Genomic DNA, 22,741 nt, shown 5'->3' with positions numbered 1-22,741 from the left:
GTAAAAAGATGAAAAAAAAGAGAAAATTACTCAAATGGCTTCTAGCAATTTTGATTTTTTTAAGTGTTTTTTGGGGGGGACAAGGTACTCAGTCAGTTTCTGCACAAAGTAGTGATAATGCTAGTCCAGATTTTTTATTTCCACCTTGGAAGCCATCCTATAAACCCTTGCGAATTAATCCACCGTCAGATCAACAAAGTGTGATAACTGGGGTAGCAACACCAGGCTGGACGGCTACAGCTGTTGTTAATGGAAATATTTTTTCTTCAAAAGTAGATAAATGGGGAAATGTCTATATTAACTTGGGAAAGACTTTCCCTGGAGGCTCAGAAGTCATCGTTTATCAACTTAACCCTGAAGGTTATATAGTGGATACAATAAAAACGACAATGTCAGGAGTAGCACCGCCTAGTTTAAATGCTCCAATGGTCAATCCGGTGTATACAAATGAAACGACTGTTCGTGGATTTTCGAATGCTCCTAATGTTCGGGTCACCATCAATGGTCAAAATTTTTATGGGTCAACTACACCAGGAACTGGCGCTTTTACCTTGCAACTGGGTCGGACTTATCCAGTTGGAACTAGAATAGATGTTTATGGTGAAAGAGATGGACAGGTTAGTCCTGTTTCCACAATATTTGTTCAGCAAAAGAATATTTACATTGAGGCACCTCAATTAAATCCTATTAATACTACGGATAATGTTTTATCAGGGACATCTAACGCTCCAATTGTAGAGGTTGAAGTGCAAAATACTATTTTTAGGGTTGAACCAGATGCTAGTACAGGAAAGTTCAGTGTGAAGCTCTGGCCTCTACCAGTTGGTACAAAGGTCACGGCACGAGCTATAAAGGATGGACAGACTAGCTCTGATACGGTCGTCTATGTGAAACAAGGGATTGTCGTATCTCCGCCTCAATTAAATTCACTTACTTCAACAGAAAAAGTGCTCACAGGAGAGTCAGATGCAGATAAAGTGATTGTTACTCTTGGTGGAAATCAAACTTATACGGCAAAACCAGATCCAGATACACATAAATTTTCTATTCAGCTTGATAAAACCTATCCTGAAGGAACCCTTGTTTCTGCGTATGGTATTAAAAGTGGAGTAGAAAGCTCAACTACAACTATGTATGTCACAAAAGGAAATATTCAACTTAAAGCGCCGCTGATAAATGCAGTAACTACTCAAGATACTACGGTTTCCGGTACAGCGGATCCAAATACTACTATTAAACTAAATATTTCTACAGATAGTTATGAAGCCAAGGTAGATGCAGAAGGGAACTTTAAGGTCTTGTTAGACCATACGTATCCAGTAAACTCATTGATTTCGGTGTATTCAACAGATGGACAACAAAAAAGTCTTGTAACAAATGCCAAAGTTGTACAAGGAAGTTTCAAACTAGGCGTTAATATGATCACTGATACAGATCGGATTTTAACGGGGATGGCCCTTCCAAATAGTAAAATTAAAGTTCAAGTCGGTAATCGTATTTATGAAGGTCAAGCATCAACTCTTGGTACGTTTATGATTCAAATGAGTCAATCTTATAAAGCAGGACAAAATATAGAAATTACAGCTACTGATCCAGCCTCTGGACGTACTGAAAGTAAAGTCATTATTGTTTATCCAGAGAGCCCAAGCATTAATACCATTCTTCCGGGAACATCGGCAGTATCTGGACAGGCTAGTCCAAATGCATTTGTAGTTGTACAAATTGGTGGACAAAACTATTCAGGTCTAGCAAATGCTGCAGGATACTTTTTCATTGCTATTAATCCAAATGATGCAGTAGTTGGTGCAGAAATAGCTGTTACACAAATTAGCAACAATATCGAAAGTCTTCCAACTCGAGTGCTGATCGGAAGCTGATTATTTAAAAGCTGTCGGAATATTACTTTCTGACAGCTTCTTATTTATTTACAAGTTGAGTCCTGCATTGGCTTGTTGATTTTACTAGATGCTGTCTATCTTATCTACTACATATTTTCCTCGATTGGTTAAAGTATATTTTTCTAATCCAGATTTACCATAGATTTTATACAATAAATGATAGTGGAATAGAGTGTCTAACATCTCATTAATTTGTTTCTGAGAGTAAATGTTGAGTTCATTTGGTAGTGATAAACTACAAATAAATGAACCATGTTTTTTTAAATAGTACATCAAACTCAGTGCACATATTTTCCCGCTTTCCCTCAATGTCTATCATGCTCCTTTAGCCGAATGCAGGACCCAATCTTAGAAATAAGCATTTACAGTTTTGAAAATTTTGAAATATTAATTTTTTCTATAATATTTATTTTATCACAAATAATTTTTTCTTTTACATAGAAAAGTCAAAAAGTGAGATGACAATCGAAACAAAGTAACGGGATAGCAAGAATAAAGCTTTATATAATAAGGCATAATGATGGAACGGATAATAGAATAGAGAGGAGCTCAAAAAATGAATAAACCGCGCCAAAATTTGCCGGATGAGGAATTGTTAGAACTAGAAAAAGAAGTGAAATCCTTATTAACTGATTTTGAAGAGGAAAAGGCTAAAAGTAAGGAATTAAAGAATGAAAATTATAAATTAAGAGATCGACTTAATTTGATGGAAAAGACTGAGCAAGATTATCAAGAAATGAAAGAAAAATATCAGTTGGCGATAAACGAAAAAGTAGAGCAATCAAAACCCCAACTTAGGGCTGTAAAAAGTGATGAGCCCGCTTCTCTGAGTGAATCTTCAAGTTTGACGAAAGAAGCCCTAGCGGATGTTTTAATTGAAGCCCAAACTACAGCTGATCGGATTGTTCGCAAAGCAGAGAAAAAGGCAGAGGATATTTTGGTTAATAAACAGGAAGAGTTTCAAGCAATTAGCCAGCAAGCTGAACAGTATCGAGAAAAAATGATTCAAATGAAACAAGTTACCGATCATTTATTAGGAAGTTGGATCGATCAATTGGATGATATTATTGAAGAATTGAAGTAAGAAGAGGGTTGTCAATATGAACATTTTAATTGAGACAGAAAAAGATGGATTTCAAGGGCATGTGCTTTACGAAGCATCACATCAAGAGCTAGAGCTTTATCAGCAAAAATTAAATTTATCACAAGAAAAATTTAATAGACTTCTTTGCGGTCAAAAATATATCATACGGATTCATTTTTCTGAAGCAAAAGCCATTAACGTGAAGGAATGCATGGAGGAACTAAAGACAGAGTTTCCTCAGTTTATTTGGCTCCGAATAGTGATTGCAAACGGTTTTGAAGGCGATTATAAAATCGAGTTTTTTTCTTCGAATCCTTCAAGCAACCTTCAGGAGATTGATGATTTTTCGGGAGTTTTTCGTTCTAAGATACGAGATATTATTTTAAATGCTTTAATCATCCCTACTTTTGGGCTGGAAAAATCTGATGAAGATGAATGTGAAAGAGATTTTGATGAAAAAATCACAAGATTAACTTCTATTTTAGATCGACTTGATGAAAGACGAATACAGCATATCGAAGTAAGAGATGATTCAAAAGCTACGCATGAAGAACAAGAAATGACAACTCAAGAAATAGTATTGCCAGAAAGGAAGCGTAAAGAGAGAGAGCTTGCTAGCAGCTTAGATGAAAATAATAAAGACATTATACAGACGCTAGAACGAGCAAAAAAAAAATCTACATCAAAAAGTGGCGAGTCAACAGAGAAAAAGAAATTTTAAAAAACTAATTCTGCATGCTATTGTAGCCATTAGCATTATAGCTGTTATCTGTGTAATTTTTTTCTTCAATTTTTCATTGGTTAAAATTGAAGGGGTATCGATGAAACCCACACTTAAAAGCAATGAGTATGGCTTGATTTATAAGCGAGATGCCACCTATAAACGTGGTGATATTATCTCGTTTTCTTCTCCAGACGTACCTAATACGGAGTATATTAAGCGTATTATCGGGCTCCCTGGAGATAAAATAGAAATTATCGATGGCAATTTATACTTAAACGGGAGAGAACAAAAAGAGAAATATATTCGGAGGAGCGAAGCTTTATCAAAATTAAATTATTCGCTGGAAGATTCTTCTGGTGTTAAAACTGTTCCCCAAGGGAAGGTTTTTGTTCTCGGTGATAATCGTCTACATTCCAGAGATAGTAGGGGATTTGGCTTTATTGATCTTTCGAAAATTACGGGGAAATGGATTTTTCATTTTTGATAAACTCAGATAAGTATTTACCAAAAAGGGGGAAAAAAGTTGGCATTATTTTACCGAACCTGGAAAAAAGTTTTTTTCTTCTTTTTTTGTATAGAAATCATTGTAGGTTTGTACATCATCGCATATTTACTGCTATTTTCATATGAACCAAGTAATGGTATTTCTCTTAGCACGCAACTTTTTAGCTGGGTTAGCCATTATTTTCTTCCAGGAATTATAGGTATACTTCTTTTATTTGTGTCCGATTTATTGTGCAAACTAGCTATTCGGAATTTAAAATTGCGAAATCCCATAGTTTATTTTTGTAACATCGTATTTAATTTAGGATTGGGTTATTTTCTCGGCGTATATTCTGTTCTGAAATTTTTCGTTAAATAAAAGCGTGAGACCAATTTGATCTCACGCTTTATTCATATTGACGAGCACGACATACCTGTTTAACTTTTTGTAAATCAACGACAAGTGGTTTACGTGAAATAACAACTTCTTGATTTTCAAGTTTGATGATTTCTTCTAAGATACGGTTTCGACTAGAACGAAGATATCCAGCTAAAAAGGTAATGGTGATGTATTTTGGGAAAGTTACAATATTTTCATTGGTTGGTAGATTAAGATCAGTCATGAGGCGAGAGATTTCAAATAGAAGTTTGTAAGCTAACGAAGATTGGCTGTAGCGATGAATATAGGTGATATCAACAAGGGCATTTGCAGTTTTATCTAAAATGAATTGCAAGATTTCTGGCTGAGTAGACATGTGAATGAGCAAATATTCACGATTGAATAATAACAAATTTCCACCATCTAATCCGGTGATTCGATAATCGGCTAACCGATTTTTTCTAATGTCGGTTGCAAAGTTTTCGATACCAAAGATATCTTCAGATTTAATGATTTTATTCGGAACCCAAACACCCTTGGAATTTCGAATTTCCATAACGGCATCTCCTGAGAGAAGAATGCCAATATCCTCATTTTTTTTCAGAGATGAATATTCAAATAGTACATCTTTGTATGTAAAATGATTGTGTCTGACATCTGAAGTACATAGAGCCTCATCCTTGAAAAAAGTTATAAAGTCCACTGTTTCAACTCCTTTGCATAGAAATGTATTTTAGCATAGATTTTCTCAAAAAAAAAATAGAAATATGAAACTTCATAGAAATAATGAAAAAAACATTCATTTTCGATACTAAGTATCACATTAATGAAGGGGGAAAGTGTTAAAATTAAATAGGACTCTATTAAAAGTTTAAGGGGGATTCAAAATGAGTAAAACTGCCGTAATAACAGGGGCTTCAACAGGAATAGGCCGTGGAAGCGCGTTACAACTTGCAAAAGATGGTTTTGATTTGGTTCTCGCTGATTGGGATGCAGAAGAAGGTGAAAAAACAGCAGAGATGTGTCGCAATGAAGGCATTGATGCAACGTTCATGTACGCAGATATGGGGGTTGAAGAAGAAGCGGAAAAAGTCATGCAACTTGCAAAGGATAAATTTTCAAAAGTTGATTTTTATTTGAATAATCAAGGTGTCACACATGACCCGAAGCTCTTGCATGAAATTACCGAAGATGAAGCTCGTTACACGATTCACAGCAATATTATGGGGACGTTTTTTGGTTTGAAATATATGTTACGAATCATGCTTGAACAAGAATCGGGACATATTGTTCTGGTTAGTTCTTCATCGGGAATTCGTTCTGAAACAGGATTTGGAATGTATTCAGCTACAAAACATGCAGTTGTGGGTTTAGCACAGGATGCTGCGATGGAATATGCAAGTAAAAATATTCGAGTGAATACCATTTGTCCAGGAGGAATTATGACAGGAATGACCCAGAAAATTGGGAAATACATGATGGAACACCAATTTGTACAGCCGAAATCAGCTGCCGGACTTTTGCGTGATGGGAGACTTGGACAGGTGGACGAAGTAACAGGGCTTGTTTCATTTCTTGCTTCAGAAAAATCTGCTTTTATGACGGGAGCGATTTTAAGTGTAGATGGAGGAAATACGCTGTAAAGATAAATTAACAAAACGCAGGCTGCTTTTGCAGCTTGCTTTTTTTTGAAGAGCATAGGGGCCTGTTCATAAATTTGTAAACAAAATATTTTTTCAGCGATACAAAGTAACGAAGGGCAGGGATTAAATCCTTTTATAATGGAGGAGTAACAACGATGGTGAGTAAAGAAAAAATTTTATGAGGAGGGGAAGTGGAGAAAAAGCGGACACTTTACTTGTTTCATTAACAAACATGTCCGAGAAATTACCTGCATAAGGGGGCTGGAAATTGAAACATATTTATAGAGTTGTCTGCGTTGTATTATTGATTATATTCTTAAGTGTTCCTATTGGTGCAACTGCAACTAGTGTGGATAGTGAAGCGAGTATACAGTTTGATAAAACATACATCCCAGAAATAAAGAATCTTTCTCCAAATGGATTCGAATCAGAACCTCATTTCGCTATTCCAAATGCAGAGCATCCAACATTTGAACCAAAAGTGGCTAAGCTTCCAACAACAGGAGATATGTCAATGACTAGGAACTATTTGTATGGCGGAATTCTTTTCATATGTGGAATTTTGTTGTTGAATGTTTCCAAGCAAAGGAGGAGGGGGTGATGCGATGAATTTAAAGAAAATAAGGTTAGCTTGTCTTGTGACTGCGATTGCGTTTGGTTTTAGTAATTCATCCGTTTTAGCAGTTGACCCGAACACAGCAAATACAATGGGAAAAGTTACGTTTTCTGAAGATGCTTCGCCTACAGCTCCTCTTGATCCTCTTGATCCGAATGTTGATAAGCCCATTAAGTCAACGGATCCAGATATCGGATCTGGAACTGCAGGGCCGCTGAGCATTGATTACGTTTCAAATTTCCATTTTGGTAATCAGTTAATTTCTGCAGAGGACAGAACATATAATGTGAAATTAGATGTTATTAAAACAGCAGATGGAAAAAATGTTGAGCGAGCTCCTTTTGTACAAGTAACTGATAAAAGAGGGAGTAACAATGGATGGACGCTACAAGTTCAGCAGAAGACTCCTTTTTTAACAAGTGGGGCAAAAGAATTGAAAGGGGCTTACTTAAGTTTAATGAATCCAGTTGTCAAAACAACAAAAGATAATCAAGCAGCGCCACCAGAAGCAGAAGCTAAAAAAATTATTTTAACGCCTGGGAAATCTGGAAGTGCTGGGGGCGCTCAAACAGTTCTTACTGCCAAGCGCAATACTGGAATGGCAACTTGGATTGAAAGTTTTGGTAATAATCAATCTGGACCAAGTAGTGTACAGCTTTTTGTTCCAGGAATATCTGAAAAGATCAAAGATGCAACGTACTCAGCAATACTGACTTGGATACTCGTTGATTCACCAGTTAATTAAGAAAAACTATTTTATGTGAAATTTAGGGAGGAAGAAAAATGAAAACAACTAAGATTATTACAGTAGCAGGACTAACTAGTCTATTAACATTAACAGGAACACCATTTTTAACTGCACATGCAGCTGACGGCGGTCAAATGAATTCCATCGGAACTATTGAATTTACGATCAATAAAAACACTGAGCCTCCACAAAACCCTCTTAATCCAGATCCTAATAATCCAGTGGCACCAAAAGATGAAAATGATCATGAGCCTGGAACTGCGGGACCATTGAGCATTGATTATGTATCGAATTTTAGGTTCTTATCTCAAGAATCTTCTGGTGCAACGGAAACCTATTATGCAGATTTGGATCATTTAACAGATAAAAATTCTGGGAATGATATTGATACACCAAACTTTGTTCAAGTTACTGATAAACGTGGTAGTAATACAGGATGGCGTTTAACCGTTACACAAAATGAACAATTTAAAAACGAAAATGGAAAAGATTATCTTGATGGTGCAATACTTACTTTAAAGAACGGAACGCCAAACTCGAAAGATGATGGGAAAGCACCATCTGTGGATCAAGGTATTAAATTAACACCAGGTGCAGCAAGCGGCTCACAAGTAATGAATGCAGCAGATGGTCAAGGTACTGGTACTTGGTTTGCTTATTTTGGTAAAGATGATGAAGCTAAGAAAAGTATTGAACTAGTTGTACCAGGAAATGCGAAAAAAGTAAAAGGCATGTATACAACCAAATTAACTTGGACGTTAACAGATTCACCAGCCTGATAAATGTAAACGAGGGATAGTATGAAATTAAAGATAAAAAAAATAATGGCTTTAATTGCAGTTGGTTTAGTAAGTGGCCTCTTGGCTGCTAGGCCAGCTGTTGCGGCTGAAATGAATTTTGCAGTACAGGCCATTATTCCAGGGAATCAAATTGATAAGTCGCAAACTTATTTTGACTTGAGAATGAAGCCTGGGCAAAAGCAAGATATTGAGGTAGAGCTTCGAAATGATACAAAAAAAGATGTTACTGTAGAAATTCAAGCTAATACCGCTATCACAAATGATAATGGTGTTGTGGAGTACAATAGTCCTGATAAAAAGAAAGATCCAAGTTTAAAAGTGAATTTTAAAGACATTGCTAATGTTCAAAAAGAAGCTAAGCTTAAAGCTGGGACCAGTCAAAAGGTAAAAGTACACTTGAAAATGCCTGATCAGCTATTTAATGGGGTTGTTTTAGGTGGACTATACTTCACAGAAAAAGAAGATGAAAGTAACAAACCGAAGGAAAAGAAAAATGAAAATCAAATTATTAATCGGTATGCTTACACAATTGGTGTGCAGTTAACTGAAACGGATAAACAAGTTAAACCTAATTTGGTCTTGAATTCAGTAAAACCGGCTCAAATTAATTTTAGAAATGCCATCAATGCAAATATCCAGAATGATCAGGCTGCGATTGTTAAAGATATGACGATTGAAGCTAAGGTCTATAAGAAAGGTGGATCAGATGTTCTTTATGAAAGTACACAGAAAAATTTGCGCATGGCACCAAATTCGAACTTTAATTTTGGGGTTGGCCTAGATAATAAGCCTTTTAAACCAGGAAAATATGAGTTTAAAGGGGTTGCCAAGATAGGTGACAAAAAATGGATTTTGAATAAGGAATTTACAATTCAAGATAAAGACGCAAAGGACTTTAATAACAAAGCTGTTCAATTAGAGAAAGATCATACATGGATTTACATTTTAGTGGGTGCTGTTGTAATAGTTCTCTTGTTAGCCATTATTTCTTACTTGATTTATCGGTTGAAGCATAAATCGAAAGACAAATAAATTTGGATCCCATAGTCTCTCAGATGAGTGAACTATGGGATTTCTACTAGCTAATTTTAGATGGAATTTTTAGGGGGATGCATTTTGAAAACGAAAATATTTAACTTTGCTGACCTTCCTTCTTTTCAATCACATGTGAGTATTTGCTACTTAGCACCGGGTGAATCAATTTCTGTAAATAAGAATTTTTTCTTAGTTGATGATGGGGCACTTTATACTTTTTCTGAACGTTATGGTCATGTTTTTTACATGGAAGATGATATTCTGTGTCAAGAAAAAGCTTGTTATACGGCTATGACAAATGTAACGGTATGGGAAGTCGCGCAAGAGTTTTTACAAGAGTTAGGTTCTGAAGGACAAACGATTCGTGCCCTACTTTTGGAGGGCCTTTGCAAAGAAGCGAGATGGGCGGAGCATTTGCTTGAACCGCGAAATTCATCTTGGAAGCTGAAAGCAGTAATTATTCAATTTTTGGCAGGAATAAAACTTCCATGGCCATATATGATTAATGTGAAACTTATGGAATTGAATGTCGATGAAACGGATCAAGCAATATTAGACGAATGCCAAATGCTAAGTCGAAAAAAAATATTGCGATTTAATGGTCATCAAACAAACTTGAGGATAAACCCAATCCATTTTGTTCATTTTGTAAGAACAGAAATTGAATATTTTTCTTATGTATAATAATAAACGCAAAGCAGGGATGGGATAAGATGAGTCCGGCATTCCCTGCTTCTATTTATGGGGAAATCCAGACGTAAAACACTTTATTTTCTATTTGTAAAAATTATTTAGACAATTCTAACGATATATGGTATGATAATTTTCATATACATAAAGAGGTGATACATATGGAACAATTACAAGAAGAAAAATTAACGATCAAAGAGTATGTTTATCGTGTTGCAGCAGGCGTTTCTAACGCAGTACTTGTTATGCTTGGAATTGGCTTACTATTCGAAACAATTGGTAATTTTATTCATTGGCCTGCATTTCATAGCATTGGAACGGTAGCTAAGTTGCTATTAGCGCCGGCATTTGGCGCAGGAATTGCTTATCAGTTAAAAGGGAATACATTGGTAATTTTTAGTTCGATGGTGGCTTCGACAATTGGAGCAAATGCCGTTTACTTTACAAGCGATGCTATGCAAGCAATGACAGCAACAGGGCATACGTTACTACAACCGGCAAGTAGTGGGATTTTTGTAACTGGTCAACCAATTAGTGCTGTTTTAGCTGGACTCATTGCAGCGCTCGTCGGAAAGTGGATTACTGGGAAGACGTTTCTCGATATGGTGTTTATTCCTTTTTCATCAATTTTGGTAGGGGGGATTGCTGGACTTGGACTTGCAGCAGTGACAACGCCATTACTCCTCCAAGTTAGTGCGTTTATGGCAAAATCAGTCACTGTGAGCCCTATTCTTGGTTCAGTGGTGGTTTCGCTTGTATGGAGTGTTCTCTTGATGACACCTGCTTCATCAGCAGCGCTTGCCATTGCTTTGCAATTAGATCCTGTCTCCTCGGCAGCGGCACTTATCGGTTGCACTGCTCAGTTTGTTGGTTTTACTATTATGTCCTGGCGAGAAAATAACCTAGGTGCCAATATTTCACAAGGGTTAATTACTCCAAAAGTGCAATTTCCTAATTTAACACTTCACCCACAACTTGTGATTCCGCCTTTCATTGCAGCAGCAATTTGTGCACCGATTGCTACTGTTGGTTTCGGATTTCGTTCCACTTATGAACTTGCGGGTTTAGGGCTTAATTCATTGATTGCTCCTCTTAATATTCTTTCTACTAGTACTTCGGAATTCTTAGTTTATATGGGCGTTGGAGTTGTGCTTTCTGGTGTTATTACTTTTGTTATCCATGTGGTATTTAGACGAATGAGATGGACGATGAAAGATGATCTGCGGATAGAGGTTCAATAATAGAAAAGAGATAACGTCATTTGACGCTATCTCTTTTCATGAAGTTGTCATTTTTAAAAGTAGTTACTGGAACTAAGTTTCAGACAAAAAAACGAATTTAAAGTTAAGATGAAATAGTAAATTTACAATCTCATTAAACGTAAGGGGGCGAAGGATGAAAAAATATTGGAAAAACGTTGGTATGTTGTTCCTTTTTTTTATCTATGGCTTTGCTCTTGCACTGATAATGGGCGGTAAGATGATTACTTGGAAACAATTACTTAGCCAAATTGTTACAGTTTTGCTGACGATTATTGGAGCCATCCTTCTTTTCTTATTAAAAAAAGAAGAAGTTCGTCTGGAAGGGAATCATTTTAATCATCAATATCGAGAAGAAAGAAATGCTTTTTCGTATCGCTTTTTCACCACGACCTTTTTTATCTTTATTCCATTGTTGTTACTAGTTTTAAATCTTGGGGGAACTTTTGTCATTCAAACAAAAACGATTGCTAGAGTTCTCTTTCTTGCTTTTTTGCTCTTCCTATTTTTCATTTACTGCTTAAAAAAACAAAAAGGAGGTTGACAGTGGAAGACTTCCTCGTTTATATTAATAGACGAATAGGAAGTGTAAAAAATGCAAAAGCTATATCCATTTATTGAAAGAATTACCTCTGCACAGATGAAAGCGATGAGGCATTGTGTAGAGGCTAATCAGTTATAAATTTTCCTCGTCGGTGAAGTGGAAACTCGTTCAAGTAATGAGTCTTATTTAGATTGTCCACTTTTACCGGCTGTGTTTGAAAATAGTAAAGGCCTTAGACATGCTTTGTCTAAGGCCTTTTGTTTTGGAAAGCAGAAGGCGAACAATTTGTTGGCGCCTTCTGCTTTTTTTGTGTTTTTGCTTCTAAGTTCAAAAGAAAAGAGGAGAAATGATGAGTGTTGTAACAGTAACAAATTTAAATTATCGTGTTCCAGAGAAGACGTTATATAAAGATGCTTCTTTTGATATTTTTCAAGGAGAGCATGTTGGTGTTGTGGGACAAAATGGTGCTGGAAAAAGTACGTTAATCAAAATTTTACTTGGCGAATTGCTACCGGATTCTGGTGAAATCAAATGGCAAAAAAGTGCTGATGTGGCTCATCTAGACCAGTACGCGGAAATTGATCCTAATTTAACGATTCAAGCTTATTTAGAGCAAGCCTACACAACGTACTTTGAAATGGAAGCTCGAATGAATGAATATTATATGGCAGGTGATGAGGCGTCTTTGCTTAAGGCAGCGGGGATGCAGGAGCGTTTAATTCAATCAGATTTTTATGCGGCAGACCGTTTAATTGAACAAGCCACGCGTGGTCTGGGGATTGATGCGCTTGGAATGGATCGGAAGATTTCAGATGTGAGTGGTGGACAGCGAGCTAAGATTATTTTGGCAAAACTGTTACTTGAAAAGCCGCAAATTCTGCTTTTAGATGAGCCGACGAACTTTTTGGATAAGGAACATGTGGAATGGTTGAGTGAACAATTGATTCAATTCCCGGGCACATTTATTGTTGTTTCTCATGATATCGGGTTTCTTGAAAAGATTGCTAAGCAGATTCTTGATGTGGAATTTGGTACAATTAGGAAGTACAACGGATCTTACTCGCACTTTGTGAAGCAAAAGGAACACTTGAATGAAGAATATCGGCGCCAGTACGTTAAACAGCAACGGATGATTGAAGAAACGGAAAGCTATATTCGGAAAAATAAGGCGGGCGTAAATTCAAAAATGGCGCGTGGACGGGAGAAGCAGTTGAATCGTTTAGAACGCTTAGATGCGCCTGAATCAGCGGTTCGGCCATCGTTTGCTTTTCCGGAAGCTAGTCAAAAAATTATTGGGAAAAGTCTAGTTGTGGATAATCTTGAAGTGGGGTATGAATATCCGCTGTTTTCCCCCATTAGTTTTTCGATTCGTGCGGATGAAAAGGTGGTTATTACAGGGTTTAACGGCATTGGGAAGTCCACGCTACTCAAGACGATTCTCGGTGAACGAGAAAAAATTTCTGGGAAAATTCATCTTGCAAATCGTGCTGCTATTAGTTATTTTGAGCAAGATTTGCGCTTTGAAAAGGAGAACCACACGGCACTAGATTTGATTCAAGCAGAATTTCCATTTTTATCGTCAAAACAAATCCGACAAGTCCTTGCGAGAAGTGGGATGAAAGCAGAGCATATTACGCGTTCTGTGAAGACTTTAAGCGGGGGTGAGCAGTCGAAAATCAAATTGGCGCGGCTACTTTTGACGAAAAGTAATATCCTGATTCTAGATGAACCGACCAATCACTTGGATGCGGCGAGTAAGGAAGCTTTGAAGGAAGCGCTAAGAAGCTACGAGGGATGTGTCATCTTGGTCTCACACGAAGAAAAATTTTATGAAGGTCTTACGGACCGAGAAATCAAATTGTAGAAAGGTGTGACGAAATGAGCGGTCACGAAGGGCATTTTCACAAGAAGGCTGCATTTTTAGATGACAAAGAACGCATGAAGGGGTTTCGGATAAATGAGTTGATCCAAGCTCTACCGAGTTTTTCAGCAAATGATTCTTTTTTAGATTTGGGCGCTGGAACGGGATTTTTCACGATTCCTCTAGCTATGAAAACGAAAGGAACGGTTTTTGCTATTGATGCGGATTTGAAAATGCTTGAGCTAATTGAGAAGAAAATGGGGGAAGCAAAGGTATCGAATGTGGAGCGAATCCAAGCTGATGTATCGAAAATTCCGCTTGAAGATGGTTCTGTTCGACATGTATTAGCATCACTAATTTTGCATGAAGTGCTCGATTTGCAGTCGGTGCTTGCAGAAGTGTTTCGCGTGATAGAACATGGTGGGGATATTGCTGTGATTGAATATGAGGAAGAAAAAATGCCTGATGGAGGACCGCCTCTCCATATTCGACTTTCTGCGGAAAAACTGAGTAAATCCCTAGAGGAAGCAGGTTTTAGCGATTGTCATGTGCGGATGGTTGATGAGAGGATATACTTTCTCACGGCTAGAAAATTGTAAAAGAAAAAGGTTTTCGCAATTTGCGAAAACCTTTTTTGACGGAGAAACGGGGATTCGAACCCCGGCGCGCCACAGGGACGCCTAACAGATTTCGAGTCTGTCCCCTTCAGCCGGACTTGGGTATTTCTCCATATTTTAGTCAACAGAGACTATTTTATAATAAATTGGGGGAAATTGCTAGCTTTTTTTGAAAGTTTTTCATGTAAGTGGATCTGGATTGGTTGAGGCATGTAAAAGTGGTAAAATAAAGGTATCTTAAATGAAGAGGTGAAGCACGTGGAAACATTGAAACTTGGCGGCGAGCTCGCTGCACCTAGTATTGCAATAGGTTGTATGCGTATGGCGGATCTTTCGAAAGAACAAGCAGATCGGGTTGTACACACGGCACTTGAAAATGGTCTTAATTTTTTTGATCATGCAGACATTTATGGTGGTGGGAAATCAGAGGAAGTTTTTGCGGATGCGATTGGTATGAATGCGAGCATTCGCGATAAAATGATTTTACAATCGAAATGTGGCATTCGACAAGGGTATTTTGACTTTTCCAAGGAGCACATTATTGCTTCGGTTGATGGGGTTTTGAAAAGACTAAAGACGGATTATTTGGATTCACTTTTGCTTCACCGTCCGGATACGCTTGTTGAACCGGATGAGGTGGCGGCTGCTTTTGACGAGCTTGAGCGCGCTGGGAAGGTTCGGCATTTTGGCGTGAGTAATGAAAGCCCGCTTCAAATTGAACTTTTGAAGAAAAGTGTGAAACAAAAATTGATTGTGAATCAGTTGCAATTTAGCGTGATGCACACGGGGATGATTGATGCTGGTTTGAATGTAAATATGAAAGTGGATGCTGGGATTGATCGCGACAATGGCATTTTAGAGTACAGCCGAATTCATGATATGACGATTCAAGCATGGTCGCCGTTTCAATATGGCTATTTTGAAGGGGTATTTTTGGATAATCCGAAGTTTCCTGAGTTAAATACAAAAATGGATGAAATTGCTGAACGGTACCAAGTGACGAGTTCGGCGCTAGCTATTGCTTGGATTTTACGCCATCCTGCCAAAATTCAAGCTGTGCTTGGGACGATGAACCCTGAACGGATTGAAGCTATTCGTAAGGGAGCGGATATCTCACTTACACGTGAGGAATGGTATGAGATTTATCGCGCTGCTGGGAATGTACTTCCTTAAATAGTAAAACCGGAAAAGCATTTTCTTTTCCGGTTTTTTTATGCTTTGTCGGGAATGAAATTCATTCTCAATTAAAAGTGTGTTTTATCAATTAACTTGTTTGATCAATATAATCATGCTATAATAATGGTGGAATAAGAAAACTGTAAATTATAATAAATATAATCTGTTTTTGCGCATGCAAAAGCAGATTTTCGTGTTTTTAGGGGCTTTGATAACAATTATCAGTTAGAAGAAAGGAGTGGTTCAGGATGCGTTTTAAATGGTGGAAGGAGAACTGGCAGTTTCTTGCAGCTGGTGTTAGTGGGTTGCTTATTTTACTAGGTTGGCAAACGGAAAACTTGGTGCCTGCGGGTGTGACGGCTGGGATTTTTATTGCGGCGTTTGTGATTGGAGGATTTGATCAGGCGAAAGAGGGAATTCTCGACACGATTAAGACGCGGAAGCTAAATGTGGAGCTCTTGATGGTGCTTGCGGCGACGGGAGCGTCCATTATTGGTTACTGGCTTGAGGGCGCGGTGCTAATTTTTATTTTCTCGTTGAGCGGTGCACTCGAAACGTACACGACGAACAAAAGCAAGCGAGAAATTACGAAACTGATGTCGTTTCAACCGGCAACTGCTTTTTTACTGCTAGAAACGGGGGAAACGGAAGAGGTCGATGTAGCTGCACTTAAGCTGCAAGATTTGATTTTGGTACGCCCAGGGGAGCGGATTCCGATTGATGGGGTGATTGTTTCAGGAGAAACTTCGGTGGATCAATCGGCGATAAATGGGGAATCCCTTCCTGCTCTTAAGAGCGTTCAGGATGAAGTCTTTGGCGGGACGGTGAATCTTTCAGGTGTTATTCGGATGGAAGTGCAGAAAACGGTGGATCAAACGCTTTTTAGCCAGATTATTCGAATGGTGAAAGAAGCACAAAGTGAGCCTTCGCATACGGCACAGTTTATCGCAAAGTTTGAAGATAAGTATGTGAAAGCCGTCTTGTTACTTGTTTTTGTGATGCTCTTTTTACCGCACTTTTTACTGGATTGGAGCTGGAACGAAACTTTTTACCGGGCAATGGTGCTTTTGACGGTTGCTTCGCCTTGTGCACTTGTTGCTTCTGTGACACCTGCAACACTTGCAGCCATTTCAAATGGAGCGCGAAATGGGATTTTATTTAAAGGTGGTGTCCATTTGGAAAACTTGCGAAGTGTAAAAGCGGTTGCGTTTGATAAAACAGGGACGCTTACGCAAGGAAAGCCAGTGGTTACGGATTTTTTCGTAGCGCCTGAATGGGATCGTGCACAGGTGATCGACCGGATTTATGCACTCGAACAAAATTCTCTGCATCCGCTTGCCGAAGCCATTGTACGAGATTTTTCTGAGAAACGGACGGAAAACATCACGGATTTAGTGATGAGGGATGTACCTGGTTTTGGTGTTTTGGCTGAGATTGACGGAGAAGTGTGGCGCGTTGGGAAGGCTCGCTTTGTGGGAAGTGAGCAGGCTGAGGAGTTTGCGGGTTCGTTAGGTGATACACTTCCCTGGGAAGGGAAGACGCTCGTATATGCTTCGTGTGGGGATCAAGTAGTTGCGATGCTTGCGCTTAAGGACGTTAAACGGGAAGAAGCTGTACGTGCAGTTTCTAGCCTAAAGAAACGTGGCATCAAAACGATAATGGTGACGGGAGATAACGAGGCGACAGGGCTTGCGATTGGCGAAGAAATTGGGATCGATTATGTGATTGCAGGTTGTCTTCCAGAGCAAAAGGTCGATGTGCTACGCGATCTGAAGACGGTTTACGGACCAGTTGCGATGGTCGGAGATGGGATTAATGATGCGCCGGCGCTTGCACATGCAACGGTTGGAGTTGCGATGGGTGAAGGAACGGATATTGCGATGGAAGCGGCTGATGTTGTGCTCATGAAAAATGACTTGGAGAAATTGAGTTATGCGAGTGCGCTATCTGTTCGACTTGGGCGGATAGTGAAGCAAAATATCACTTTTTCGATTCTGGTCATTATCAGTTTAGTGCTTGCCAATTTATTTCAATCTATCAACTTGCCGTTTGGTGTGATCGGACATGAAGGAAGTACGATTCTTGTCATTTTAAATGGGTTACGGTTACTTTTACCGAACCGGAAGCTGGCAAAAGAAAAAGGCAAGTCCGAAAAAATGCAAAAACCGGAGATTTATCATTTGAAAACACCTGCCGTTTAAATGCGGCAGGTGTTTTTTATGGAGAATCGTTTGCTGATATGTGAGTGACCGAGAAACGATAATGTTCGATTTTAGCGATTCATCAAAACAGATGAGTTGTAGATTTTAAAAGGCTGCTATAAAGTAGAATTTAGGAGTGAAGCGTATGGAAATTTATCATGTTGATTTGGCGCCGGTTCCAGATTCGCGGCAAGCAGTTCTATCGATTGGCAAATTTGACGGAGTACACCGTGGACATCAGCGAATTTTACAAATGGCGCTTGAAATAAAAAAACCGGATGAACTTTATTCGGTGATTAGCTTTAGCCCGCATCCGCTTTGGGCGCTAAAGGGTCTCCCGGAATTTCGTGAAGCACTTACGCCAGGAGCTGAAAAGGAACGTTGGCTTGCCTATTATGGGGTGGATGTCTTATATGAAACGAATTTTACAAAAGAGTATGCGGAAACGACACCGGAACAATTTGTATATGAGCATTTGAGCCAGCTTAATTTGTCTCACATTATTGTTGGTGAGGAATTCAATTTTGGAAAAGGTGCGGTTTCGGATGTGGAACTTTTAAGAGGACTTGTCAGCCCACTCGGCATTCAAGTGACTGCGATTCCTGTGGAGACGGAAGAAGGAATTCTAGATAAAATCAGCTCGACTGAAATCCGGGCGCTCATTCGGGATGGGAATTTTGCAAAGGCTGAGAAATTGCTCGGGCACCCTTTTTATGTGACAGGAGAGGTTCGGGATGGTGTCATGCACGGAATTGAGGATTATTGTCTTCCTGCGCCAGGGCGCTATGAAACGGAGTCTGGGATTGTATTCGTTACGGAGGAGCACAAAATTACAAGTGGGTTACCGGACGGAAGAGGCTCGATTCGGTTTGTGAAGGAGATCTAAAGCTGGTCGCGGAAGCGAGCAGCTTTTTTCTTGTTAGTAAAGGGCTTTTTTAGGGTATGGCTTAGGAGAATTGTTTTTTGGAGGGAATGGTATGAAACGGGTGACGAAAGCTGATGTGACGGCTATTTTGCCGCTTTTTCAAAGTGAAGCTGATAATTATTTGGCGACGGGAAAGCGAAGGATTGAGCGAGAAGAAATTTTGGCTTGGATTGAGGCGGAAGAGAAGGCTGCTTTCGTGTTGTATGAGCGCGGGAAAACGGCTGCGTATGGAGAAATTTGGCTAGATGAGACGGAAGGGACGCTTGAATTTGCGCATTTGCTTGTTGCGGTTGAATTTCGTTCTATGGGTTTCGGGCAAATGCTTCTGGAAGGTTTGTTTGTTGAGGCGAAGAAATATCCGTATGATGAGATTTTTTTGCGAGTTTTGCCGGAGAATCAAACGGCACTTGATTTCTTTCGTCAATTTGGTTTTGCTAAACTGACGTCTGCTTTTGAGGGTGAGATCTGGATGAAACGGAAAAATTTAAAATGATAACGTTTGTCACTTAAAAAAATTGAAAAAAATGTATTTAGAATAAAAAAAAGGGGTATAAATAAAAATGTAGGTTTTTTTACAACACTTTGTGCATTCAGCAAGAATGTTAATGAATAGATTTTGATAGGAGGAAGAGTCTTATGACAGTAAAAGTTGGGATTAACGGATTTGGACGGATTGGTCGTTTAGCTTTTCGCAGAATTAAGGAAGTTTCAGATGATATTGAGGTTGTAGCAATCAATGACTTAACTAACCCTGAAATGCTCGCGCAACTCTTGCAATTTGATTCAACACATGGTACTTATCCAGGTACGGTGAAAGCTACGGAAAATTCGATTGTTGTGGACGGGACGGAAACACGTGTTTATGCGGAACCGGATGCGAGTAAAATTCCTTGGGTGAAAGAACAAGGTGTTGATATTGTACTTGAATGTACTGGCTTTTATACATCAGAAGAAAAAGCGCAAGCGCATTTAGATGCTGGTGTGAAACGAGTCGTTATCTCGGCTCCAGCGGGTCAAATGAAGACAATTGTCTATAATGTTAATGGTGATACGCTTACGAAAGATGATAAGATTATTTCTGCGGGTTCTTGTACAACGAACTGCTTGGCTCCTATGGCTTATTTCTTAAATGAAGAGTTTGGTATTCAAGTGGGAACGATGACAACGGTCCATGCTTATACTTCTACACAAATGTTGCTTGATGGTCCAGTTCGTGGTGGGAACTTACGTGCTGCTCGTTCAGCTGCGGATAATACGATTCCACATTCAACGGGTGCCGCAAAAGCGATTGGTCTTGTCATTCCAGAACTTAATGGTCGGCTTCAAGGGCACGCACAACGTGTTCCTGTTGTAGATGGATCGCTTACTGAACTTGTAGCAGTGCTTGATAAAAAAGTAACGGCAGATGAAGTGAATGCGGCGATGAAGAAACACACGGAAAACAATCCATCGTTTGGTTATGATGATCGTCAAATTGTTTCTGGAGATGTGATTGGTACCACGTTTGGTTCGATTTATGATCCAACGCAAACGGAAGTCACAACATATGGAGAGACTCAACTTGTTAAAACGGTTGCTTGGTATGATAATGAATATGGTTTCACTTGCCAAATGATTCGTTTACTTGAAAAATTTGCCAACTTGTAAGCTAGAAATTTTGAGGCGGCTTAAAAAGCCGCCTTTTTTAATAGGTGGTGGGAAATTTGCGGATTGAAGTATCAAAAGAAGCGGCTGAAAAGATTTCGAATAAGAAACCTGATGGGGCAAAGCTCATTTTGAATTTAAATGATGGTGCGGGAAAGTTTTCTGATCTTGCAGGTAGCTGTAGTTTGGATTTAGCGTTTGATCTCGTGTTTGTTGATTCGGATGAGGATTTACATGAGTACACGGCGGAAGTTGATTCGGATATCGGAACTTTTTATGTGAAACCTTACTCGCTTGATTATTTGGATCAAGAGAATCACCTTCGGGTAAGCAGTATGGGGATGCTAGTTCTTAGTGGAACTTATAGTGGTATTATTTCGGGAAATGTTCCTGTGAAGGATAAAACGACGATGACGAAACATTGAAAAGAAGCAATCTGCTCGCTTGAAAAGAGCAGGTTGCTTCTTTATTTAGATGGGCACTTATTTTTTGTAAGCAAATTACTTTACTTTTTTAAAGTTTAGCTATAAACTATAAACATCAAGTATAGAAGGAGGGGGGGAACATGATACAAGGTATCCACCATATTTCTGCATTTATCAAGGATTTTGAGACGACACATCATTTTTATCAAGACATTCTCGGTTATCGTTTGGTGAAAAATACGGTTAACCAAACAAATTTAAAGATGCGCCATTTGTTTTATGGGGATTATGCGGGTACACCTGGAACGGTTTTAACGTTTTTTGAAATTCCGCGGATTGGACACACGTATGAAGGTGCTCATTATTTTGGCAGAGTTTCTTTAGGCGTTCCTGCCGGTAGTCTTGCTTTTTGGGAAAGACGACTTGATCGTTATGGTTATTTGTTCGAGCGTGATGAAACTGGGATTTTGTTAGATGATCCGGATGGAATGAAACTGCGTCTCATGGAGATTTCTGAAGTGATTAGCGCGAAGCTAGCGACTCGTCATAGTGATATTCGTCAAGAGGAACAAATTATTCGGATTGTCCAAGTGGAGATTTGTACGAATGTTCCCTTGGAGACGGAAAAGTGGTTGAGGGAGATTGGTTTTCAAGGTGAAGCAGGGCACCTGTCGGATGACAAGGCGGGTAGTTTTACCCAAATAATACCGAATGTTCTTGCTGAAAAAACGCGGTTTGGTCGTGGGGCAATCGATCATATTGCTTACGCGCTTCGGTCGAAAGAGGAAGTTGATAGGCTACATGCCTCGGCAATGCGCAAGGGTTTTGTTGTGGAAGAGCTAGCAGATCGTGGCTATTTTAAGAGTCTTTATTTGCGGGATCCGGGTTTCGGGCGCATTGAATTTGCTAGCCTTGAACCGGGTTTTACGCTCGATGAAAAGTTGGATGAGTTAGGATCAACGCTCAGTTTACCACCGGTTTTGGAAGCAAAACGAGCGGAGATTGAATCTTATTTTGGAGGGATTTAAATGTTGAAGGATTTACGAGGGATTCACCATGTAACTGCGATGACGAGCAGTGCAGAAAAAAATTATGATTTCTTTACGAATATTTTGGGGATGCGTCTTGTGAAAAAGACAGTTAACCAAGATGATATTGCCACTTATCACTTGTTTTTTGCGGATGACGCAGGAAATGCTGGAACGGATATGACGTTTTTTGATTTTCCTGATTTGCCGAAAGGTCGAGCTGGAACGGATAGCATTTCGCTAACTTCATTCCGTGTTCCAAGTGACGCGGCGCTTGAATATTGGAAGGAACGTTTTCGTAAACTAGATGTCACTCATGGCGAAATTGAAACGGTGTTTGGGAAAAAAGTCTTAACTTTTGAAGATTTTGATGAACAAAAATTGCAATTGATTTCGGATCAAACAGATCATGGTGTGGCGGCTGGTGTGCCGTGGCAAAATGGGCCTGTTCCGCTTGAATATGCCATTTATGGATTAGGACCTGTGAAGCTTACGGTGACTTCGCTTGAGAACATGGATGCGGTCTTAAAGGCTGTGCTTGGGTTCACTCATGTGAAAGAAGAAAATGGATTGCATCTTTATGAAGTGGGAGAAGGCGGAAACGGGGCTTCTGTATTTGTGGAAGAAAGAACAGATTTACCACTTGCTATGCAAGGTTATGGTGGTGTTCACCATGTGGCTTTCCGAGTAGAAGACCATGAAGAATTGCTGAAATGGATCGATCGAATTAATACATTCCAAGCGCCAAACAGTGGTTTTGTGGATCGCTACTATTTTGAATCGCTTTATATGCCTGCAAGTCGTCAAATTTTGTTTGAATTTGCAACGGATGGTCCTGGTTTCATGGGTGATGAACCCTATGAAACTTTAGGCGAAAAACTAAGTTTACCACCATTTTTGGAAGCAAAACGTTATGAAATCGAGGCATACGTGCGTCCGCTTGATACTAAAAGGAGCTGAT

The 22,741-nt window shown here is 39.1% G+C and carries 23 protein-coding genes and 1 tRNA gene; 22 read left to right on the top strand and 2 right to left on the bottom strand.

Annotated features, from left to right (window positions below; genetic code table 11):
* Positions 1 to 8: 8 nt before the first annotated feature.
* The 4 genes from HB912_RS06380 (at position 9) to lepB (ending at position 4,190) form a co-directional block, all read left to right on the top strand.
* Positions 9 to 1,877: an Ig-like domain-containing protein gene (locus tag HB912_RS06380; protein WP_185373088.1), complete on the top strand. Its 1,869-nt coding sequence runs from the start codon at positions 9 to 11 to the stop codon at positions 1,875 to 1,877.
* Between the two features lie 577 nt (positions 1,878 to 2,454).
* A complete protein-coding gene (locus tag HB912_RS06375) occupies positions 2,455 to 2,982 on the top strand; it encodes a hypothetical protein (RefSeq protein ID WP_185373086.1) in 528 nt (175 codons plus the stop codon).
* Positions 2,983 to 2,998: 16 nt separating this feature from the next.
* Positions 2,999 to 3,703, top strand: coding sequence for a hypothetical protein (locus HB912_RS06370; protein ID WP_185373084.1), 705 nt, complete (start codon positions 2,999 to 3,001; stop codon positions 3,701 to 3,703).
* Positions 3,672 to 4,190 carry a signal peptidase I gene (gene lepB, locus HB912_RS06365; RefSeq protein WP_185373082.1) on the top strand — a complete coding sequence of 173 codons (519 nt, stop codon included), beginning with the start codon at positions 3,672 to 3,674 and terminating at the stop codon, positions 4,188 to 4,190. The genes HB912_RS06370 and lepB overlap by 32 nt, the downstream gene beginning before the upstream one ends.
* A gap of 406 nt (positions 4,191 to 4,596) precedes the next feature.
* Here lepB and HB912_RS06360 read toward each other — a convergent pair whose 3' ends face one another.
* Complete coding sequence (locus HB912_RS06360; protein WP_185373080.1) at positions 4,597 to 5,271, bottom strand: hypothetical protein; 675 nt, start codon at positions 5,269 to 5,271, stop codon at positions 4,597 to 4,599.
* Positions 5,272 to 5,455: 184 nt separating this feature from the next.
* On the opposite strand from HB912_RS06360, the gene HB912_RS06355 reads away from it, so the two are divergent.
* The 10 genes from HB912_RS06355 (at position 5,456) to HB912_RS06310 (ending at position 14,363) form a co-directional block, all read left to right on the top strand.
* Positions 5,456 to 6,211 carry an SDR family NAD(P)-dependent oxidoreductase gene (locus HB912_RS06355; RefSeq protein ID WP_185373078.1) on the top strand — a complete coding sequence of 252 codons (756 nt, stop codon included), beginning with the start codon at positions 5,456 to 5,458 and terminating at the stop codon, positions 6,209 to 6,211.
* A gap of 268 nt (positions 6,212 to 6,479) precedes the next feature.
* On the top strand, positions 6,480 to 6,812 hold the full coding sequence (locus HB912_RS06350) for an LPXTG cell wall anchor domain-containing protein (protein WP_185373076.1): 333 nt from the start codon (positions 6,480 to 6,482) through the stop codon (positions 6,810 to 6,812).
* A 4-nt stretch (positions 6,813 to 6,816) separates the two neighbouring features.
* Positions 6,817 to 7,572 carry a WxL domain-containing protein gene (locus HB912_RS06345; RefSeq protein WP_185373074.1) on the top strand — a complete coding sequence of 252 codons (756 nt, stop codon included), beginning with the start codon at positions 6,817 to 6,819 and terminating at the stop codon, positions 7,570 to 7,572.
* Between the two features lie 38 nt (positions 7,573 to 7,610).
* Positions 7,611 to 8,354, top strand: a complete 744-nt coding sequence (locus tag HB912_RS06340) for a WxL domain-containing protein (RefSeq protein WP_185373072.1) — start codon at positions 7,611 to 7,613, stop codon at positions 8,352 to 8,354.
* A gap of 21 nt (positions 8,355 to 8,375) precedes the next feature.
* Positions 8,376 to 9,407 carry a WxLIP family cell surface protein gene (locus tag HB912_RS06335; protein WP_185373070.1) on the top strand — a complete coding sequence of 344 codons (1,032 nt, stop codon included), beginning with the start codon at positions 8,376 to 8,378 and terminating at the stop codon, positions 9,405 to 9,407.
* 84 nt (positions 9,408 to 9,491) lie between these two features.
* Positions 9,492 to 10,094 carry a hypothetical protein gene (locus HB912_RS06330; protein WP_185373068.1) on the top strand — a complete coding sequence of 201 codons (603 nt, stop codon included), beginning with the start codon at positions 9,492 to 9,494 and terminating at the stop codon, positions 10,092 to 10,094.
* Between the two features lie 167 nt (positions 10,095 to 10,261).
* Positions 10,262 to 11,341: a PTS sugar transporter subunit IIC gene (locus HB912_RS06325; RefSeq protein WP_185373066.1), complete on the top strand. Its 1,080-nt coding sequence runs from the start codon at positions 10,262 to 10,264 to the stop codon at positions 11,339 to 11,341.
* A 154-nt stretch (positions 11,342 to 11,495) separates the two neighbouring features.
* Positions 11,496 to 11,903, top strand: coding sequence for a hypothetical protein (locus tag HB912_RS06320; RefSeq protein ID WP_185373064.1), 408 nt, complete (start codon positions 11,496 to 11,498; stop codon positions 11,901 to 11,903).
* A 349-nt stretch (positions 11,904 to 12,252) separates the two neighbouring features.
* Positions 12,253 to 13,767: an ABC-F family ATP-binding cassette domain-containing protein gene (locus tag HB912_RS06315; protein ID WP_185373062.1), complete on the top strand. Its 1,515-nt coding sequence runs from the start codon at positions 12,253 to 12,255 to the stop codon at positions 13,765 to 13,767.
* A 14-nt stretch (positions 13,768 to 13,781) separates the two neighbouring features.
* Positions 13,782 to 14,363, top strand: a complete 582-nt coding sequence (locus tag HB912_RS06310) for a class I SAM-dependent methyltransferase (RefSeq protein WP_185373060.1) — start codon at positions 13,782 to 13,784, stop codon at positions 14,361 to 14,363.
* Positions 14,364 to 14,402: 39 nt separating this feature from the next.
* Here HB912_RS06310 and HB912_RS06305 read toward each other — a convergent pair.
* Positions 14,403 to 14,493: transfer RNA gene (locus HB912_RS06305), tRNA-Ser, on the bottom strand.
* A 146-nt stretch (positions 14,494 to 14,639) separates the two neighbouring features.
* Here HB912_RS06305 and HB912_RS06300 point away from each other — a divergent pair.
* The 8 genes from HB912_RS06300 (at position 14,640) to HB912_RS06265 (ending at position 22,740) form a co-directional block, all read left to right on the top strand.
* Positions 14,640 to 15,554: an aldo/keto reductase gene (locus HB912_RS06300; RefSeq protein WP_342354365.1), complete on the top strand. Its 915-nt coding sequence runs from the start codon at positions 14,640 to 14,642 to the stop codon at positions 15,552 to 15,554.
* Between the two features lie 251 nt (positions 15,555 to 15,805).
* A complete protein-coding gene (locus HB912_RS06295) occupies positions 15,806 to 17,758 on the top strand; it encodes a heavy metal translocating P-type ATPase (protein WP_185373058.1) in 1,953 nt (650 codons plus the stop codon).
* A 145-nt stretch (positions 17,759 to 17,903) separates the two neighbouring features.
* Positions 17,904 to 18,644: an FAD synthetase family protein gene (locus HB912_RS06290; protein ID WP_185373056.1), complete on the top strand. Its 741-nt coding sequence runs from the start codon at positions 17,904 to 17,906 to the stop codon at positions 18,642 to 18,644.
* 91 nt (positions 18,645 to 18,735) lie between these two features.
* Entirely contained in the window at positions 18,736 to 19,176 is a 441-nt protein-coding gene (locus HB912_RS06285) for a GNAT family N-acetyltransferase (protein ID WP_185373054.1), read from the top strand.
* Between the two features lie 143 nt (positions 19,177 to 19,319).
* Complete coding sequence (gene gap / locus HB912_RS06280; RefSeq protein WP_185373052.1) at positions 19,320 to 20,330, top strand: type I glyceraldehyde-3-phosphate dehydrogenase; 1,011 nt, start codon at positions 19,320 to 19,322, stop codon at positions 20,328 to 20,330.
* Positions 20,331 to 20,386: 56 nt separating this feature from the next.
* Entirely contained in the window at positions 20,387 to 20,752 is a 366-nt protein-coding gene (locus HB912_RS06275) for an iron-sulfur cluster biosynthesis family protein (RefSeq protein WP_185373050.1), read from the top strand.
* A 140-nt stretch (positions 20,753 to 20,892) separates the two neighbouring features.
* Positions 20,893 to 21,780, top strand: coding sequence for a VOC family protein (locus tag HB912_RS06270; RefSeq protein ID WP_185373048.1), 888 nt, complete (start codon positions 20,893 to 20,895; stop codon positions 21,778 to 21,780).
* Positions 21,781 to 22,740 carry a ring-cleaving dioxygenase gene (locus tag HB912_RS06265; RefSeq protein WP_185373046.1) on the top strand — a complete coding sequence of 320 codons (960 nt, stop codon included), beginning with the start codon at positions 21,781 to 21,783 and terminating at the stop codon, positions 22,738 to 22,740.
* Position 22,741 lies beyond the last annotated feature (1 nt).

Origin of the sequence: Listeria aquatica (assembly GCF_014223975.1) — a bacterium.
Taxonomy (GTDB): domain Bacteria; phylum Bacillota; class Bacilli; order Lactobacillales; family Listeriaceae; genus Listeria; species Listeria aquatica.
This window is presented reverse-complemented; position numbering and strand designations above follow the sequence as displayed.